This window comes from Methylobacterium sp. P5_C11 (genome assembly GCF_054049775.1).
This window is the reverse complement of record NZ_JBFULS010000004.1, coordinates 76,210-94,160: the sequence shown is the minus strand read 5'-3', so window position 1 is coordinate 94,160 and position 17,951 is coordinate 76,210. Positions and strand designations below refer to the sequence as shown.

General features: G+C 70.3%; 16 protein-coding genes. 8 read left to right on the top strand and 8 right to left on the bottom strand.

Annotated features, from left to right (window positions below):
* Positions 1–34: 34 nt before the first annotated feature.
* Positions 35–934 carry an outer membrane protein gene (locus ACXJKQ_RS04125; protein WP_457104503.1) on the top strand — a complete coding sequence of 300 codons (900 nt, stop codon included), beginning with the start codon at positions 35–37 and terminating at the stop codon, positions 932–934.
* 122 nt (positions 935–1,056) lie between these two features.
* Here ACXJKQ_RS04125 and trxA read toward each other — a convergent pair whose 3' ends face one another.
* Both trxA and addA read right to left on the bottom strand, forming a co-directional pair.
* Positions 1,057–1,380: a thioredoxin gene (trxA, locus tag ACXJKQ_RS04120; protein WP_010682902.1), complete on the bottom strand. Its 324-nt coding sequence runs from the start codon at positions 1,378–1,380 to the stop codon at positions 1,057–1,059.
* A gap of 205 nt (positions 1,381–1,585) precedes the next feature.
* Positions 1,586–5,083, bottom strand: a complete 3,498-nt coding sequence (gene addA / locus ACXJKQ_RS04115; RefSeq protein WP_457104502.1) for a double-strand break repair helicase AddA — start codon at positions 5,081–5,083, stop codon at positions 1,586–1,588.
* A gap of 115 nt (positions 5,084–5,198) precedes the next feature.
* Here addA and minC (ACXJKQ_RS04110) point away from each other — a divergent pair, with 115 nt between their 5' ends.
* From minC (ACXJKQ_RS04110) to ACXJKQ_RS04090, 5 genes are all read left to right on the top strand, one after another.
* Positions 5,199–5,948: a septum site-determining protein MinC gene (minC, locus tag ACXJKQ_RS04110; protein WP_457104501.1), complete on the top strand. Its 750-nt coding sequence runs from the start codon at positions 5,199–5,201 to the stop codon at positions 5,946–5,948.
* Positions 5,949–6,058: 110 nt separating this feature from the next.
* Positions 6,059–6,787, top strand: coding sequence for a septum site-determining protein MinC (gene minC / locus ACXJKQ_RS04105; RefSeq protein WP_457104500.1), 729 nt, complete (start codon positions 6,059–6,061; stop codon positions 6,785–6,787).
* Between the two features lie 13 nt (positions 6,788–6,800).
* Positions 6,801–7,616 carry a septum site-determining protein MinD gene (gene minD, locus ACXJKQ_RS04100; RefSeq protein WP_149311042.1) on the top strand — a complete coding sequence of 272 codons (816 nt, stop codon included), beginning with the start codon at positions 6,801–6,803 and terminating at the stop codon, positions 7,614–7,616.
* Positions 7,613–7,954 (top strand): cell division topological specificity factor MinE, encoded by a 342-nt coding sequence (gene minE, locus ACXJKQ_RS04095; RefSeq protein ID WP_457104499.1) that lies wholly within the window; start codon positions 7,613–7,615, stop codon positions 7,952–7,954. Before minD ends, minE begins: the two co-directional genes overlap by 4 nt.
* A 168-nt stretch (positions 7,955–8,122) precedes the next feature.
* Positions 8,123–9,007: an alpha/beta fold hydrolase gene (locus tag ACXJKQ_RS04090; protein WP_457104498.1), complete on the top strand. Its 885-nt coding sequence runs from the start codon at positions 8,123–8,125 to the stop codon at positions 9,005–9,007.
* On the opposite strand, the gene ACXJKQ_RS04085 is transcribed toward ACXJKQ_RS04090, so the two are convergent.
* On the bottom strand, positions 8,997–10,433 hold the full coding sequence (locus ACXJKQ_RS04085) for a cytochrome P450 (RefSeq protein WP_457104497.1): 1,437 nt from the start codon (positions 10,431–10,433) through the stop codon (positions 8,997–8,999). The two genes, ACXJKQ_RS04090 and ACXJKQ_RS04085, sit on opposite strands and share 11 nt — an antisense overlap.
* A 77-nt stretch (positions 10,434–10,510) precedes the next feature.
* Positions 10,511–13,159: an ABC transporter transmembrane domain-containing protein gene (locus ACXJKQ_RS04080; RefSeq protein WP_457104496.1), complete on the bottom strand. Its 2,649-nt coding sequence runs from the start codon at positions 13,157–13,159 to the stop codon at positions 10,511–10,513.
* Positions 13,160–14,122: 963 nt separating this feature from the next.
* Here ACXJKQ_RS04080 and typA point away from each other — a divergent pair.
* Complete coding sequence (gene typA / locus ACXJKQ_RS04075) at positions 14,123–15,946, top strand: translational GTPase TypA (RefSeq protein WP_457104495.1); 1,824 nt, start codon at positions 14,123–14,125, stop codon at positions 15,944–15,946.
* Between the two features lie 239 nt (positions 15,947–16,185).
* Complete coding sequence (locus tag ACXJKQ_RS04070; protein WP_457104494.1) at positions 16,186–16,326, top strand: hypothetical protein; 141 nt, start codon at positions 16,186–16,188, stop codon at positions 16,324–16,326.
* Positions 16,327–16,379: 53 nt separating this feature from the next.
* Here the strand turns inward: ACXJKQ_RS04070 and ACXJKQ_RS04065 are convergent, their stop codons facing one another.
* From ACXJKQ_RS04065 to ACXJKQ_RS04050, 4 genes are all read right to left on the bottom strand, one after another.
* Positions 16,380–16,541 (bottom strand): hypothetical protein, encoded by a 162-nt coding sequence (locus tag ACXJKQ_RS04065; protein ID WP_457104493.1) that lies wholly within the window; start codon positions 16,539–16,541, stop codon positions 16,380–16,382.
* Complete coding sequence (locus tag ACXJKQ_RS04060; RefSeq protein ID WP_457104492.1) at positions 16,538–16,852, bottom strand: hypothetical protein; 315 nt, start codon at positions 16,850–16,852, stop codon at positions 16,538–16,540. Before ACXJKQ_RS04060 ends, ACXJKQ_RS04065 begins: the two co-directional genes overlap by 4 nt.
* Complete coding sequence (locus ACXJKQ_RS04055; RefSeq protein WP_457104491.1) at positions 16,852–17,031, bottom strand: hypothetical protein; 180 nt, start codon at positions 17,029–17,031, stop codon at positions 16,852–16,854. The genes ACXJKQ_RS04060 and ACXJKQ_RS04055 overlap by 1 nt, the downstream gene beginning before the upstream one ends.
* Positions 17,032–17,113: 82 nt before the next feature.
* Entirely contained in the window at positions 17,114–17,617 is a 504-nt protein-coding gene (locus ACXJKQ_RS04050; protein ID WP_457104490.1) for a hypothetical protein, read from the bottom strand.
* Between the last annotated feature and the right edge of the window lie 334 nt (positions 17,618–17,951).

Here is a 17,951-nt window from a genome sequence, read left to right as displayed (position 1 = left end):
CCCCTCGATCGGGCTTTTGCTGGGGATCACAGTAATGAAGACGCTTCTCACCTCTCTCGCGGCGTTCACCGCGCTCACTGCCGCGGCTTCGGCCGCCGACCTGCCGCGCCGCGCTGCGCCGCCGCCGGTGTTCACCCCCGTTCCGGTGTTCACCTGGACCGGTGCCTACTTCGGTATCAACGCTGGCTACGCCTTCGATGCCAGCAGCAACGCCACCCGCGGCTTCGTGCAGACGCCCGGTAACCCGGTCGCTCTCGTGCCGGGCGGTCTCGTCCCCTACCAGGCCCTGCGGCCGAACGGCTCGTCGCTGGTCTACAGCAACGACAGCCGCGAAGGTTTCTCGGGCGGTGGTCAGGTCGGCTACAACTGGCAGCTGACCCCGGGCAACGGCGCCGTGTTCGGCGTCGAGGCCGACGCCCAGTACCTCGACTTCGGCCGTCGCGCCCGCTTCGCCACCAACGCCGTGGCGATCAACCCGGGCTTCGTCCCGGTCAATGGCACGCTCAACACCATCGACTTCTTCGGCACCGTCCGCGGCCGTCTCGGCTACGCCTTCGACCGGACCCTGGTGTACGCCACCGGCGGTTTCGCCTACGCCACCGGCACGGATGACGGCGCCCGCGTCGGCCTGCAGAACTTTGCTGGCCGCCGGAACGACTTCAAGACCGGCTGGACCGTCGGTGGCGGTGTCGAATACGCCCTGCCGACCGACTCGTTCCTGAACTTCTTCCGCTCCTCGGCCGTGACGCTGAAGGTGGAAGGTCTCTACGTGAACCTCGACAACAACAACAACCGCGCCCAGCTGCCGCTGGTCGGCGCCGCCATCTCGCCGGTCGGCCTCGTGCCGGTCTACTCGCTGACCAACGCCAGCCGGAACGAGAACGCCTTCGCCGTCGTCCGCGCCGGCCTGAACTACAAGTTCGGCTCGTACTGAGATCGGACGCGGGATCCCGGGTTTCAGCCCGGGATCCATTAAAAAAACATGGTCTCGAAACCGAGAAAGCCCGGCCTCGCGGCCGGGCTTTCTTTATGTCCGATGCGCGGTTTCCCGAGCGGTCAGGCGGTCTGGGCGCCGATCCAGCGCGACAGGTCGCCCTTCGGCGCGGCGCCGACCTTCTGGTCAACCCGCTCGCCGTTCTTGAACAGGAGCAGCGTCGGGATCGAGCGGATGCCGTACTGAGCGGCGATCTGCGGGTTCTCGTCGACGTTGACCTTGGCGATCTTCACCTTGCCCTGAAGGTCGGTCGCGATCTCCTCGAGCGCCGGGCCGATCTGACGGCACGGGCCGCACCACTCCGCCCAGAAATCCACCACGACGGGCTCGGCGGACTTGAGAACGTCCTGCTCGAAGCTCGCGTCGGTCACTTTCACCGTCGCCATAACGTCACCTTTCGGAAGTCGCCGCCCGTCGGGCGGCGTCGAACGGGCAGGGGCCCGCGCGGTCCGTTCAGAATTGGCAACGGCTCCCCCCCCGGTCAAGAAGTCAGGCCGCAGGGGTGCCGCCGCTGTCAGTCACGTGCTGCGCAATGTGCGTTGGCGCATGTGGATAGAGGCATTCGTCCCGCGGCCCCGTGAGACGCTCCCGTCACGCCTCGATGCCGGCTCGGTCCAGCGCCGCGGCGATATCGTCCGCGCCGAGGACGCGGACCACCGGACCCGACGTCCAGACGAGGATCGGCCGAACCGTGCGGCCCGGATAGATCTGCGCGAGAAGACGCGCGTAGAGCGCGATCTGGCCCGCCTCTGCGGCGGGCAGCGGCGCGTCGGGCTCGGGCGGCCGCCCGGTTTTGAAGTCGGCGAGGCAGACCATATCGGACGTCACCGCGAGGCGATCGACGCGCCCCTGAACCATCCGCTCCGAGCCCGCCGCCCGGACACGACCCGACAGGGCCACCTCCGCGCGGGCATCCCGGGCGAACAGGACGGCCAGCTCAGGGTCCGCGATGATTCGGAGGACCGATCGGACGATCGCGTACGGGGCCGGCCTGGGCAGGCCGGGTGCCCGGGCGCGCACGAAGGTGAGCCCGGCCGCCTCGCGCCGGGCGGGGTCGACCCGGGGCAGATGCTGCAGCAGGGCGTGGATCAGGATTCCGCGCCGTCGGGCCTGCGCGTCCGCGAGACGCGGCGGCGGCACGCGGGTGCCGTCCGCGGCCTGGAGCGCGCCGGACGGGTTCAGGGTCGGCACCTCCGGTTCCGCCGGGACCGGACTGCGCAGCCAATCCGGCTCCGGATCCGGCTCAGCCGCAGTCGCCGCAGTCTCCGCCGAGGGCGTCACCGGCAGGGCGGCGCCGTCCTGCCAGAGCGTTGCCGGTCCATAGGACAGATCGAGGCCCCGACCGGCTCCCAGCGCGGCTTCCAGACCGGCGCGGATCATCCGGCACCAGGCGGCCTCGCTCTCGCGTTCGTGGCCGCGAAAGGGCGCCACGATCAGCCGGTCGGCCGCGCGGGTCATGGCGACGTACAGTAGACGGTTGTGCTCCTGCCGCGCGCGGGCGAGCAACGCTGCGCGCGCCACCTCGGTGGCCGCACAATCCTGAGTCCGCCCTCCGGACCAGACCGGAGGCACTACGGCCTCCGTCGCGGGCAGCGGCAGGAGAGGCGGATCGTTCCGGCCGAGCGGTTCGCACCCGTCGAGGATCACCACCACGGGCGCCTCCAGCCCCTTGGCGCCGTGGACCGTCATCACCCGGACCTCGTCGCGACCCGATTCCAGGTCGCGCTTGACCGTGTGCCCGGCCTCGGCGCCGACGTAGCGGGCCAGGAAGCCGCCGAGGGATGGCGCGTCCTCGCCGGTCTCGGCCTGCGCGGCGGCGGCGAGGAACACGTCGATGGCGTCCCCCGCCTCGCCGCCGAGCCGGGCCACCAGCTTCGCCCGGCCACCCTGCGGACCCAGGAGCCGCGCGTAGAAGCCGAACGGACCGTGGAGGCCCGCCAGGGCGATCCAGCCCGACAGCGCGGCCACGCCGCACGTCGCGGCCGGATCGCCCGCGGCGGCGTGGCGGTGCAGGGCATCCTCGAGGGTTTCGGCGCGGTCGCGGCGGGCGGCGATCCGCACGAGGTCCTCGTCGGTGAGCCCGACCAGGGGCGTCTTGAGGGCGGTGGCGAGGGTCAGGTCGTCGGCCGGCAGGAGCCCGGCCCGGCCCGCGGCGACCAAGTCGGCCACCGCGATGTGGGCGGAGACTTCGAGCCGGTCCTGCCCGGCGACCGGCACGCGGAGCCCCTTCAGCGCACGGATCACCTCCTCGAAGGCGGGTCCGCGCTTCCGGACCAGGATCAGCACGTCCCCGGGACGCCAGATGCGTCCGGTCGCGTCGCCCGTCGTGGTCCAGTTGCGCACCGCCTGTGCCACCCGGCGGGCGGTCACGATCGCCGGGGCGCTGGTCTCGGGCGCGTCGACGGGAGCGGTCCAGGCGTCCGGCTCCGCCGCGGGCTCGGGCTCGGCGATCGGCCACATTTCCACCGCCCCGGGCGCGCCCGGCCGGGCGCTGGCATGGACGGTCGTGCGCACCGTGTCCTCGAAGGACAGGCCCTCGTTGTGCGCCTCAAGGGCGAAGACCGCGTCGACGGCCCGCAGGACGAGGCTGGTCGAGCGGAACGACAGGGTCAGCGGTACGTCCGCGAAGGTCAGTCCGGCCGCGCGGGATTCCGCGATCCAGGACGCGCGGGTGAGGGCGAATTCCCGCGGTTCCGCGCCCTGGAACCCGTAGATCGACTGCTTGGGATCCCCCACCGCGAACCGTGTGCGGCTGCCGACGCGGGCGCCCTCGCCGGCGGCGAATTCCTGGGTGATCGCCCTCAGGATCGCCCATTGCTCCGGATTGGTGTCCTGCGCCTCGTCGACCAGGACATGGTCGATCCCGCGGTCGAGCTTGTACAGGACCCAGCCGGCGCCGACCCGGCCGAGCAGATCCAGCGCCTTGTGGATCAGGTCGTCGAAATCCAGGGCACCGAGGCGGGCCTTCTGCGCCTCGACCCGCCGATGGATCTCGGCCGCGATCTGGAACAGCGCCTGGGTCCGGGCATGGGCTCGGGCGGCGCGCAGGCGGTCGAACAGGGCCTCCAGCCGGTCCCGTTCGACGATCAGGACCTCTTTGGCCTCGGCCGGGACGCTCTTGGTTCCGAGGCTGCTGTCGGCCTTGGGCTCGTCCTTCTGGGTGAAGAACACGGCCCGGTAGAGCGCCAGGGCGTCCGTCCGGTCGGACAGGTCCGCGGCGCGCACCCGCTCGGCTTCGGCGGCCGCCAGGGCATCGGCGAGCTTCTCGTCGTTGGCCTTGCCGGTTCGCAGCGCCGCGATCAGCGCTTCGCGATCCTCAGGGCGGCATCCGGGGCCGCCGTCGAGGATCGCCGTCTCGATCTGCTCGGCGGTCTCGTCGGCGGCGAGACCCAGCGCGCCGTGCAGCCGCGCGAAGGCGCCGTCCAGGCCGGCCGCATCGCCGATGACGCTGCGCGCCCGCATCGCCGATCGGATCGCAGCCCGCAGGGTATCGCCCGTCGCTTCGGGAGTGACCCGCGCGAGGGCGGCGCTGAGGGGCGTGTCGCCGTTCGCGACGGCGTCGGCTAGGACGTTGGCCATCTCGAGATCGAACAGTTCCTGGGCCTTGGTCTCGTCGAGCACCACGAACCGGGCCGGCACGTTCGCCTCGAAGGGGAACATGTGCAGCAGCCGCTCGCATAGGGCGTGCAGGGTCTCGATCTTGAGGCCGCCCGGCGTCTCCACCGCCCGGGCGAAGAGGCGTCGCGCCAGCCGCAGGCGCTCGGCTCCGGCCCGCTCGCCGGTGAGCTCGGCGAGTTCGGCGGAGAGCGTCGCGTCGTCGAGCGTCACCCAGCGCCCGAGCAGGCGGAACACGCGGATCGCCATGTTGGCCGCCGCGGCCTTGGTGAAGGTCAGGCAGAGGATGCGGCCGGGCGGGGCGCCGTCGAGGAGCAGCCTTACCACCCGGTCGGTGAGGACCTTGGTCTTGCCGGCGCCGGCATTGGCCGAGACCCAGGCGGAGGCCCGTGGATCGGCCGCACGGCGCTGGTTGGCGCGGGTGAGGTCGTCGACGACGAAGGGGGCGGGGGCTCGGGAGGTGGCGCTGCTCAACGGTCCGGTCCGGCTCGGCTGCCGGCTCTCTCTACAACAGAAACGGGCCGGCTGGTCCGCCAAGGCGTCACACCGGGCATTGCGGGATTGCCCCGGGCGCGGCGCCGTCCCATGGATGCGGACGATCCCTGCCGCGACACCGAACACGCCCGTGACCCAGCCGACATCCGAGCCGGCGCGCCCGCCGATCCGCTTCCGCGGCCGCTCCTTCATGGCCACCGTCCTGGCGCCGATACCCCCGGTGGCCGACTGGTTCGGCGACCTCGACGCCCTCAACCGCCGCGCCCCGAACTTCTTCGCCGGCCGGCCCGTGATCCTGGACCTGTCCGGATTGCGGCTCACGCGGGAGGATCTCGACGGGCTGCTCGCGGAACTTCAGGCGCGCAACATCGCGGTCCTCGGCATCGAGGGGGCTGCACCGGCGCTCCTGGGTTCCGGAACGCCGCCGGCCCTGTCGGGTGGGCGACCCGCGGGCGAGATCGACACGCCCGGCGACGCCGTCCCGGTCGAGCCGCAGCCCAGGGACACCGCGCGCTCGCTGATCCTGGACGCTCCGGTCCGGTCGGGCCAGACCGTGATGCATCTCGAGGGCGACGTCACCGTGCTGGGGGCCGTGGCCTCCGGTGCCGAGGTCATCGCGGGCGGCTCGATCCATGTCTACGGCGCCCTGCGCGGCCGGGCGATCGCCGGCGCCGCCGGCAACCCGGCCGCGCGGATCTGGTGCCGCCGCTTCGAGCCGGAGCTGGTGGCGATCGACGGCCTCTACCGCGCGGCCGACGACCTCGATCCGGCCTTCCGGGGGCAGGCCGTGGAGGTGCGCCTGTTCGAGGACGCCATCCGGCTCAACCTGTTCGAGCGGGGTTGAAGCCTCCGATACCGGGATCCCGGCAGAATTTGCCGACCGGATCAGAAACTTAACCCTTCGGTAACCATACCCACCGTCAATGGTCCGGTAAGGACTCTTAACGGGCGGACATGAGCGAGACCCACCCCGAGCCGATCGATCCGGAGACCGCCCCCGCGGCGGCTCCTTCCGCGCCCCGGCCGCTCAGCCTGCGCGGACGGGCCTTCAAGGCCCTGGCCCTCTCCCCCGAGCCGCCGCTTCCCGAGTGGCTCGCGGGTCTCGACGCGGCGCTGAAGCGCTCGCCGACCCTGCTGAAAGGCCGGGCCGTCATCCTCGACTGCGCCCAGCTCAAGCCCGAGCCGGACGCCCTTGAAACCTTGATGCGTGAACTCAGGGCGCGCGGCATCGCGGTCCTGGGCATCGAGGGTGCCGACGCGGTCCCCGAAGGTCTGCCGCCGCTCCTGATCAAGGGACATCCGTCCGAGCGGCTCGAGATCCCGAGCGTCCCGGCCGAGCCGGAGCCGCAGGTGGTCACCTCGATCACCGTCGAGGGCTCGGTCCGCTCCGGCCAGAGCGTCATCAACCCCACCGGCGACGTGACCGTGATGGGGTCGGTCTCCTCGGGGGCCGAGATCCTGGCCGGCGGCTCGATCCACGTCTACGGCGCCCTGCGCGGTCGCGCGATCGCTGGAGCCGCGCGCAACCCGCGCGCACGAATCTACTGCCGCAAATTCGAACCCGAGTTGCTGGGGATCGACCGCCTCGTGCGGACGGCGGAGGACATGGGCACGGCCCTGCGCGGCAAGGCCGCCCAGGTCTGGCTCGATGGCGGCAACATCCGAATGGCAAGCCTGGATTAAGGGAGATCGACGCGTGGCAAAGGTTCTCGTCGTCACATCGGGCAAGGGCGGCGTCGGCAAGACGACGACGACCGCGGCCCTCGGAGCGGCCCTGGCCCAGGGCGGGCAGAGCGTGTGCGTCGTCGATTTCGACGTCGGCCTGCGCAACCTCGACCTCGTCATGGGTGCCGAGCGCCGGGTGGTCTACGACCTCATCAACGTGGTCAACGGCGACGCCAAGCTCCCGCAGGCGTTGATCAAGGACAAGCGGCTGGAGACCCTGCACCTTCTGCCGGCCTCGCAGACCCGCGACAAGGACGCGCTCACCGATGAGGGCGTCGCCCGGGTGATGGACGAGCTGCGCGCCAAGTTCGACTGGGTGATCTGCGACTCCCCCGCCGGCATCGAGCGCGGCGCCCAGCTCGCCATGCACCACGCCGACGTGGCGGTGGTCGTGACCAACCCCGAGGTCTCCTCGGTGCGCGACTCCGACCGGATCATCGGCCTCCTCGATTCCAAGACCGCCAAGGCGGAGAAGGGCGAGGACATGGAGAAGCACCTGATCCTCACCCGCTACGACCCGATGCGGGCCGACCGCGGCGACATGCTCAAGACCGAGGACGTGCTCGACATCTTGTCGATCCCGCTGCTCGCGATCATCCCGGAGAGCCAGGAGGTGCTGCGCGCCTCGAACCTGGGCTGTCCGGTGACCCTGAACAACCCGCTCTGCGCCCCGGCGCGGGCCTATGCGGATGCTGCCCGCCGGCTCAAGGGCGAGACCGTGCCGATGAGCCTGCCGGTGGAGCGCAAGTCCTTCCTCGACAAGCTGTTCATGCGGAGGGCGGCGTGAGCATCCTGGGACTGTTCCAGAAGCGCAGCTCCGGCGCGGTCGCCCGCGACCGCCTGCAGCTGATCCTCGCCCACGAGCGCGCGGAGTCGGGTCGCCCCGATCTCGTGATCCAGCTCCGGGAAGAGATCCTGGCGGTGATCGCCAACCACGTCGCGGTCGAGCCCGACAAGGTGAAGGTCACCCTGGAGCGCGGCGAAGGCGTCTCGACCCTCGGCCTCGACATCGAGCTTCCGCTCGGTGCCTCGGCCAAGCTCGATGCCAAGCTGGCGGCCAAGCTCGCCGAGGTCGCGGCCAATAAGGGGTCGGCCAAGCCGGCCTCCACCAAGAAGGCCGCTTGAGCCGGGCGGGGACCGTCCCCGCCGGACTGACGGACTTAGAGCCGCGCCCGGCCAGCCGGGTGCGGCTTTGCCATGTCGGGCCGTCGTCATGCTGCAATCTCGGCTCTCGACCGGGCACGCCGCCGCCCCATGTCGGGATCCTCGGGGGAGGCCGATGAGAGGAGCGCCATGCCGAGCGCAACCACGGACGATGGAATCCGCCTCCATTACGAGGAGAGCGGGCGGGGAACGCCGCTGATCTTCGTCCACGAATTCGCGGGCGATCACCGCAGCTACGAGGCTCAGCTGCGCCATTTCGGCCGCCGCTTCCACGCCGTCGCGTTCAACGCGCGGGGCTACCCGCCGTCGGACGTTCCGGATTCCGTCGCCGCCTACTCGCAGGCGCGCGCCGCCGACGACATCCTGGCCGTCCTCGACCATCTCGGCGCGCCGAAGGCCCATGTCGCCGGCATCTCGATGGGGGCCTTCGCGACCCTGCATTTCGGCCTGCGGCACCCCGACCGCGCCCTGTCGCTGTGCCTCGGCGGCTGCGGCTACGGTGCGGAACCCGAGCGGCAGGCACCGTTCCGCGCCGAGGCCGATGCCACCGCGGCGATGCTCCGTCGCGACGGCATGGCCGCCTTCGCGGTGCGCTACGCCTACGGGCCGACGCGGGTGCAGTTCGAGGTCAAGGATCCGCGCGGCCATGCCGAATTCAAGCGGATGCTCGCCGAGCACTCGGCCCTCGGCTCGGCCAATACTCAGGCCGGCGTTCAGAAGGACCGCCCGTCGCTCTACGATCTCACGGACGTCCTGGGCCGCATGACCGTCCCGACCCTGATCGTCGCGGGCGACGAGGACTGGCCCTGCCTCGCCCCGAGCCTGATGCTGAAGCGGGTGATCCCATCGGCGGCCCTGGCGGTCCTGCCTCATACCGGCCACGCCCTCTCCGTCGAGGAGCCGGATGCCTACAACCGCCTGCTCGACGATTTCCTGGCGCAGGTTGAGAGCGGCCGCTGGCCGATGCGCGATCCCCGGGCGATCTCGGAGACCATCACGGGGATCAAGGGCTGACCGGATCGCGGGGGATCAGCCGGAACAGGGCCGATCGGTCCGGCTGCGTCGTCACCACTGCCTGCGGCAGCACCGGCGCACCCTCGTCGAGCACCAGCCGGAACCGGGCCAGGAGGCGCGCCAGACACAGGACCGCCTCGCTCAGGGCGAACTGGGCGCCGATGCAGACACGCGGGCCGGCCCCGAAGGGCAGGTAGGCGAAGCGCCGCGGCGGCGGCGCCCCCGGCAGGAAGCGCCCCGGATCGAAGGCCTCCGGATCGGACCAGAGCATCCGGTGCCGGTGGAGCACCCAGGGGCTGACCATGACGATGTCGTCGGCCTTCACCGCGTGCCCGGCGACCGAATCGGGACCGAGCGCCCGCCGGACGATCACGAAGGCGGCCGGATACAGGCGCAGCGTCTCGTCGATCACCGCGCGGGTCAAAGGCAGGCGGCCGTCGGTCTGACAGCCGGTGGGATCGGTCAGGTCGGCGGCCCGCGCCTCGGCGGCGACCCGCTCCTGTACCTCCGGGGCGAGGGCCAGCAGGTAGGCCGCCCAGAACAGCGTGCCGGCCGTGGTCTCGTGGCCGGCGAGGATCATGGTTGCGACCTGGTCGCGAAGCTCTTCCGGCGTGAAGGCCGCTCCGGTGTCCGGGTTGCGCGCCGCCGCGAGCAGATCGAGGAGGTCGCGCGAGTGCGGCCTGTCGCGCTCCGTTTCCCGACGCGCCGCGATGATCCGGTCGAGGAACGGGATCCAGCGGCGGCGGAACCGCGCGCGTGACCAGTCGAGCGGCACCGGCCAGCCCGGGGGGATGACGATGTCGAGGAGGTGGGGCCGGCCCATCCGCTCGGCGTATTCGGCGATGAACCGGCGCAACTCCCCGCCGTGCTCGTCCATGCCCACCGAGAACATGGCACGCCCGGCGATCTCGAGGGCGAGCCTGTAGAACGACGAGAACAGGTCCACCGGCCCCGCCGCGGCCTCGGCGGCGATCCGCTCCATCCCGTCGGTCACGGCGGCGGCGATATGGGGCACCAGCCCGTCGATCGCCCGCGGAGTGAAAGCGGGCGCCAGGGTCCGGCGCTGGTGGCGCCAGGCCGAACCCTCGCTGATCAGGAGTCCGTCCCCGAGGATCGGGCGCAGGATGCGGGTCGTTCCGGTGGTGCGGGCGTAGTTCGCCTGATTCTCGACGAGGACCCGCCGGATCGCATCCGGGTCGCTCAGCACGAAGCTCGACCGCCCGAGAAGCCCCCGGCGCGTGACCGGCTCCTCGTAGGCGCGGCGGGGGAAACCCGCCAGCGCGTTATCGCGGATCGAGCGCAGGTAGGCGGTGAGCGGCAGCTCCCGCTCCGGAGGGGCACGGTGCGGCGGCACCACGCGCGGCAGGCCGGCAAGGCTCGGGGTCGTCCGGTCCGGGGTCGCGGTCGCGTCCGAGGGTATGGGCATGTCGCGCCATCCTGTGCCGGAGACGGGTGAGCCTGTAAACCGCGGCCCGCGCGCGGTGCAGGCCGGTCACGCCTACGTCATTCCGCCGCCGTGCGCAGGCGCGTTTCGGAACCCTTCACCGGCAATCGCGTCGGGAACCGGGCGGGATCGGCCTCCGGCGACAGGCTCGCCACGAGGCTCGCCCGGGGGAGGGCGGCCTCCGTCACGTCGAGCAGCGTGTCGACGCCGCGCTCGAGATGTTCGTCCACCCGGTCCACGACGAGAACCTCCGGCTCGCGCAGGATCGCCCGCGCCAGACCGACCCGCACCCGGACGCGCTCGGCGAGCAGCTGGCCCCGGTTGCCGACCTCCTTTTCGAGACCGCGCCGCTGGATCGGCCGCTCCAGGTCGAACTCCCGGAAGACCTCGCGCGCCTCTCGCTGGATCAGCGTCTCGCCGTGCATCCGCGCCGTATCGATCCGGCCGAAGAGCAGGTTGTCGAGCACGGTGCTGCGCGGATTGATCAGATTGGGATCGTAGGATTCGACGTCGCAGCCGTCGTCGCCGTGCATGAAGCCCTGGACCACGCCCCGGGCACCGACGATGCGCTTGGTGAGCGCCTGGTCGAGCAGGCCGAAACGCATCCGCGGCTCCACGTAGGCCAGGGCCAGAGCCAGGAAGGCCGCGCTGTCCGCCTCGCTCAGGCGTCCCTCCGCGGGCAGGCGGGCGAGCCGGCGCAGGTAATCCGGCAAGGCGTCGGGGGTGATCAGAGAGAACCGCCGGAACAGCGGGTGGCCCGGCGGCACGTCGGCGAAGATGTCCTTGAGGTTGCTGGCGATGGCGACGCCCATGCGGTCCAGTTCGTCGAGGAGCTTCACCTTGTCGAGCGCGTCGCGGAACAGGGGAACGCCGGCGAGGCGGCGCGGATCGGTCAGGGACGGATCGCGGGGAACACCGAACAGCAGGTTCTCCGCCACGGTCGCCTGATCGTTGTAGTGACCCCGCGAGAACGGGATCACCAGATCGGCGAGGCCCGCCCGGACGAAATGCTCGCGCAGGTGCTCGCGCGCCGCGATCATGCGCTGGCCCACCGGCGTGTCATGGGCCACCGAGCTGAGGGCGCCGAGCCCGAACCGGTAGAGATCGTCGCCGAGGTCGAGCCGGGCCAGCAGATCGAGCAGGCGCTCGTCGAGGGATCCGGCATCGTGGACGCCGAGCCGCGCGTAGTCGATCCAGGGGTCGTCGACGCTGTCGCAGGGATTGCCGGTCTTCACCGCCTCGTTGATCCGCGCCTTGCTGAGATCGAGGCTGTCCGTGCGCAGCGGCCGCACGCGCAGACCGTAGAGGATGTTGTCGCGCAGCGTCCCGGGGAACAGCACGGGCTGGATGCCCGCGAAGGCGATCCGATACGCGCGGGCCTGCTGCGGCAGGGTCGCCAGGTCGTGCTCGCCGATCCGGAGGGTTCCGCCGGGCGGCGATTGCAGCCCCGCCAGCGCCCGGGCGAATTCCTGCGCGACCGGGCCGGGGGGAACCAGGGCGACGTGCCCGGGCAGACCGACCTCGAGGTCGCCGACCTCGATCGGTGCGCCGCCCTGCGGATCTCGCAGCGACAGGCCCTCGGCCCGAAGGGGGCTGCCGAGGCGCGGCGGCGCGTGCTCGGACTTGTGTTCGGCCGGCCGCAGGCGTTGCGGACCGAAATGCGCCGCCACGGTCTCGTATTTGACCTCGACGTCCAGGCGCTGCTGGTCCCAGTCGATCAGCTCCTTGAGGGGCGGAGGCAGATCGCGATAGGCCGCGAGCACCGCCACCAGCTGCCCGATGTCGAGCTGGCCCTTCAGAGCGAAGTAGCCGCCGATCGCGTAGAACAGGAACGGCGTGACCTGCGCGAGGAGGTTGTTGAGGTACTTCACCGCGAACTTGCGGCGGTAGATCCGGAGGCGCAGGTCGTAGAGCCGGTAGAGCCGGCCGCCGATCTCCGCCCGCTCCCAGCGGCCGGTGTCGTTGAGGACCACGGCCTGCAATCCGTCGAGCACCTCGGCGACGCGCCCGGCGAGGGCGCGGGACGCGATCTGGCGCTGACGGCTGAGGCGGATGATCTCGCGCCGCAGCCGCGGGATCACGATCATCTGCACGCCGACCATGCTGCCGGCCGCGATGCCGAGCCAGATGTTCTGCATCATGATGAAGGCGAGCGCGGTGGCGGCCTGGGTCCCCAGGAACACCGGCACCACGATCGCGTCGCCGATGAACGAGCCGATCGGCTCGACCTCGTCGCGGATGATCGTCGCCGTCTCGGAGGATTTCACCTCCCGCTGCGTCTCCGGCGAGAAGCGCAGCATGAGGGAGAACAGCTGGAATCGCAGCCGGCGCAGCATCCGCTCGCCGAGGATTCCTTTTTGCAGGTTGATCCAGAACTTGAACGCGCCGTTGATCAGGACGAGCGTCAGGAACAGGGTCGAGAGGCTGAGGAGCAGCTCGAACCGGTCGAGCTGAAACCCCTCGAACAGGCGCGTCGCGCCGCCGCCGAGGGCGTCCGGCCATTGGATCGTGAGTTCGAGGAACGGGGCGGTCGCCTCGCCATGCGCGTAGGCCTTGCCGGTGATCGCGTCGTTGACGATGCGCTTCGGCAGGTCGAGGGACGCGAAATAGAACGGCAGCGACGCCAGCACGACCGCGCAGATTTTGAGCTGATCGCTCTTCGAATAGCGCCAGATGTAGGGGAACAGCCGCGGGTCAAGCGCGCGCATCGGACACGCCCGGTGAGAGCCCGATATGGCAAAATCGCTGCCGGCTCGGTGTGCGGCCACGCACGGATCTGAGCGAAAACTCCATCGACCGCTGCGGTCCCATCCGACAAGCCTGTAGACGACCGGCGTTGCGCGCCCCGCCGCCTCGACGCGGCGGTGCGGCCGAGACGCCGGTCCGCACCGTCGTCKCGTCGTCATATAGGACAGGGCGGCTGCGTGGTGGCGTCATCCGTTCACGGATTGCATATTCCCACGGCGATGCGGGGTGTCCTCTTAAAAATGCGGAGGACTCTGCCCCGCACACGAAGGCGGGAGCGCGTACCCGTCCGAAGGCCCAGGTTGTCGAGATCTTGACGATAGCGGCGGCCCAATGACGCGGAATCACCGGCGTCCGGCGGGGTACGGGCCGCACGGCGATCAGGAAGCCTGTCTTCAGGCCAGCCGGTCGCTGCGTGTCGGCGGTGACGCGCGGTTCTGCCCGCTGATCGTGTTCAGCCTCGCTTCGGCAAGGCCGGCAGTGGCTATCTCGCGGGCCGGCGCGGTCCCCGTCCCGCTGTCGGCCGCCGTCCCGACTGTGGCCCTCCGCGCCGCTATTGCCGGCGATGCGGCCCCTGTCGTCCCGCTTGCGGGGGCGGCGAATCGCCACCGCCGGAAACCCCGCTCGGCCTCCGGTACACCGGCGGCGGAACGGCGCGGGATAATTGACCTGCCTCCGGGCGTTCATCAAACTGCCGCGAAGAGGGTGCGCGGATCCCGAGCACCGCACTCATGTCGGTGACCCTCAGAGCTGTCGCTTGGCGGAGCCGGAGCGCTTAACAGGACACCGCCATGCGCGCGGCGGCCTTGCTCATGGCCGCGCGTCCTTATATTGCGACGCAACCACCACGACTCCGTACCTGAACCGGCGCGGACGGCCGCGCCGCGCGGCCGCCAGGGAGCCGGCACAACCCGTTTCGGGCCGCCATGAATCTGCGCAACATCGCCATCATCGCTCACGTCGACCACGGCAAGACGACTCTCGTCGACAAGCTGCTGGCCCAGTCCGGCACCTTCCGCGAGAATCAGCGGGTCGAGGAGCGGGCGATGGATTCGAACGACCTTGAGAAGGAACGTGGCATCACGATCCTGGCCAAGGCGACCTCGGTCCTCTGGAAGGATACCCGCGTCAACATCGTCGACACCCCCGGCCACGCCGATTTCGGCGGCGAGGTCGAGCGCATCCTGTCGATGGTCGATGGCGTGATCGTGCTGGTCGACGCCGCCGAGGGTCCGATGCCGCAGACCAAGTTCGTGGTCGGCAAGGCGCTCAAGATCGGCCTCCGCCCGATCGTGGCGATCAACAAGGTCGACCGGCCGGACGCGCGGATCAACGAGGTCGTGAACGAGGTGTTCGACCTGTTCGCCGCCCTCGACGCCACCGACGACCAGCTCGACTTCCCGATCCTCTACGGCTCGGGCCGCAACGGCTGGATGGCCGATAGCCCGGAGGCCGATCCGTCGGTCGGCCTGGAGCCGTTGTTCGAACTCGTGCTGAAGCATGTGCCGCCGGCCAAGACCGAAGAGGGGCCGTTCCGGATGCTCGGCACCCTGCTGGAGGCCAACCCGTTCCTCGGCCGGATCATCACCGGCCGGATCGCGTCGGGCTCGGTGAAGCCCAACCAGTCGGTCAAGGTCCTCGACCGGACCGGCAAGGTGGTCGAGACCGGCCGCGTGTCGAAGATCCTCGCCTTCCGTGGCCTCGAGCGTGCACCGATCGATATCGGTGAGGCGGGCGACATCGTGTCGATCGCCGGTCTCGTGAAGGGCACGGTGGCCGATACCTTCTGCGACCCGCAGGTCGAGACCCCGATCCAGGCGCAGCCGATCGATCCGCCGACCGTGACGATGTCGTTCATCGTCAACGACAGCCCGCTCGCGGGCACCGAGGGCGACAAGGTCACCAGCCGCATGATCCGCGACCGCCTGTTCAAGGAGGCCGAGGGCAACGTCACGCTCAAGATCGAAGAGGCCGCCGACAAGGACTCGTTCTACGTTTCGGGCCGCGGCGAGCTTCAGCTCTCGATCCTGATCGAGACCATGCGCCGCGAGGGCTTCGAGATCGCCGTGTCGCGGCCGCGGGTGGTGTACGAGAAGGATGAGGCCGGCGGCCTGCTCGAGCCGATCGAGGAGGTCGTGATCGACGTCGACGAGGAGCATTCCGGCGTCGTCGTGCAGAAGATGTCCGAGCGGAAGGCCGAGATGCTGGAGATGCGGCCGTCGGGCGGCGACCGCCTGCGCCTCGTGTTCCACGCCCCGACCCGTGGCCTGATCGGCTACCAGGGCGAGCTGCTGACCGACACCCGCGGCACCGCGATCATGAACCGCCTGTTCAAGGCCTACGAGCCCTACAAGGGCGAGATGCCTGGCCGCCGCAACGGCGTGCTGATCTCCAACGACCAGGGCGAGGCCGTGGCCTACGCCATGTGGAACCTGGAAGACCGCGGCCCGATGATGATCGAGCCGGGCTGGAAGGTGTACCAGGGCATGATCGTCGGCGAGCACAACCGCGAGAACGACCTCGAGGTGAACGTCCTCAAGGGCAAGAAGCTCACCAACATCCGCACCACGTCGAAGGACGAGGCCGTCCGCCTCACCCCGCCGATCCGGATGACGCTGGAGCGCTCGCTGGCCTGGATCCAGGATGACGAGCTCGTCGAGGTGACCCCGAAGTCGATCCGCCTGCGCAAGGCGATCCTCGACCCGAACGACCGTAAGCGGGCCGAGCGCTCCAAGGACAACGCCGCCTGAGCTGAACGACCGGCAACCGGGCGCTCAGGCCCGGTTGCTGATGCGGCCCTTATTCCAGGCGGGGCTCCGGTCCATCGAACCCTTATGCCGAGGGTCCTACCTCGGTGCGGCGGACCCGAGAGGCTCGTGTGAACCCCGTGACTCCAATGCCTGTCGCGTTGAATTCCCTTCCGTCGCTCCAGCCTGCTGGCGCGGCACCACCCTCTTACGTCGTCGGCCAGGACGGGGAGGGGCATTGGGTGGCCGTCGAGGCCGGTGGCCGAGCCGGGGGTATCTTCCGGACCCGTCAGGATGCGATCCGCTACGCTTCCGTCGAGACCGGCTGCCGGCCGAACGACGTGCCGCTGGCCGCCGACCCCATCCCTTTCCGCCTCTCCTGACGTTGTGCGGCCGCGGCGGGTGTCCCGACGCGGCGCCGTGCGGCCCGGCTGCGTCAGCTGCTCCCGGGATCAGTCTCGTCGTGCTGGGTTCCGCCGGCTGGAATCCCCTGGCCGGGCTTGCCGTCGGTCTTCTCGTTCGGGTCCTTGACCGCGTCGGGGGCGATGTTCTTCGGCTTTTCCGGCGGCGGCGTGCCGGTATCGCGACGCTCGGTCATTCCCCGTTCTCCCGCTCCGCACGAGAGAGGCCGTCGGCGACTTTCGTGTCGCCGGTCGAACCTCGCGAGGCCTTCTGGTCCGAATGGCCGCCGGATGAGCCGCCGAGGGCGGGCGGCGAGCGTCCCGGCTCGCCGGCGGCGCCCCACCTGTCCTTGGGTTCGGATTGCGGCGTTCCGCCGGATTCCATGTCGGTGATCGCCGCCTGATCTGCGGTCTGGTGCCCGCCTCCGCTTGGCGGGGTCCCGCGCGATCCGACCGCGTCGTCGGGCTTGCGGGTGACCGTTCCGGATTCGCTCGTCGGCCGGACCATCAGCGTTTCCCGTCGTCCTGACCGACGGCCGCGGTGGCCCTGTCGATCGCTTCGCCGAGATCGCTGCCGGGCTTCGCTTGATCTTCCATCTGGCGGAGCGTCGCGCGCGGCGTCTCGGACCCGGTATCTGCCTTGCCCTCGGGATTCTCCCGCGGAGATCGTCCGGTCTGGTCTGTCATGGTTTGCCTCGCTGCGCCGTCCTGAGACAACGGGGGCGGCGAAGGAGGGTTGCGCCGAGCGGGGCGACCGCAGGCGCGCGGTTCAGGTGTCCGGGCCGACGATCCGGGGCAGGACAGCCTGCATCAGCTGCCGCACCGAATCCTCGGCGGCCCCGCGATTGGCCGCCCGGGCCGCGATGGTCAGCAGATCGCCGTTGCGGAGGATCACGGCGGTCGCGCCCGCACCGTTCTCCAGGGCGTAGACGCTCAACCAGCCGATCGCCGAGCCCGCGGGCAGGGCGGAGAGCCGGCAATCCGGATTCCGCCGCAGACAGACCGCCTCGAGGGCGGCGAAGGTTGTCCTGCCGGAGCGGACCCGCTCTTCGGTCCCGTCGGTCAGGCGCCCGATCTGCAGCTCGATCGTCGGGGCGCCCGCACAGGGCATGCAGTTCAGGCTGAGATGCAGGGGCTCCGCCTGCGCCGTCGCCTCCGGCCCGAGCGCCGTCCTGGCGGCCTCGGCCAGCCCGGTCAGATCGTGGCGGGCAAAGCCCAGAGCCACCGCCGCCTGAGCCCAGAAGCTGAACAGCAGAACGAGGAGGCCACGCATGAGAGACTCACCATCCGGTCGCCCGAGCAGGCGTTAGCGGAAAGATGTCGTCACGTCTAGATGCAATCTTTAGCGCAAATATATGATCTAATTCTGGTGATCAAATCATTAACAGGGAATAATTGTCAAATAATTATCTTGGTTGATGCCTGAATGTCTGCGCCGTGACTTCTAAAGTAGAAGCCATGACGGATACAGGGGGTCGAATTCTGACATCCGTCAGGGGAAAGGCGCGTGCCGAACGTCGGCGGCGCGCGCTTGTGCGAGCGTCTCGAAGCGGCCCGAGGGCCGCTCCGGTGTCGCCTCGTGCTCAGACGCGGTCATTGCATTCCCG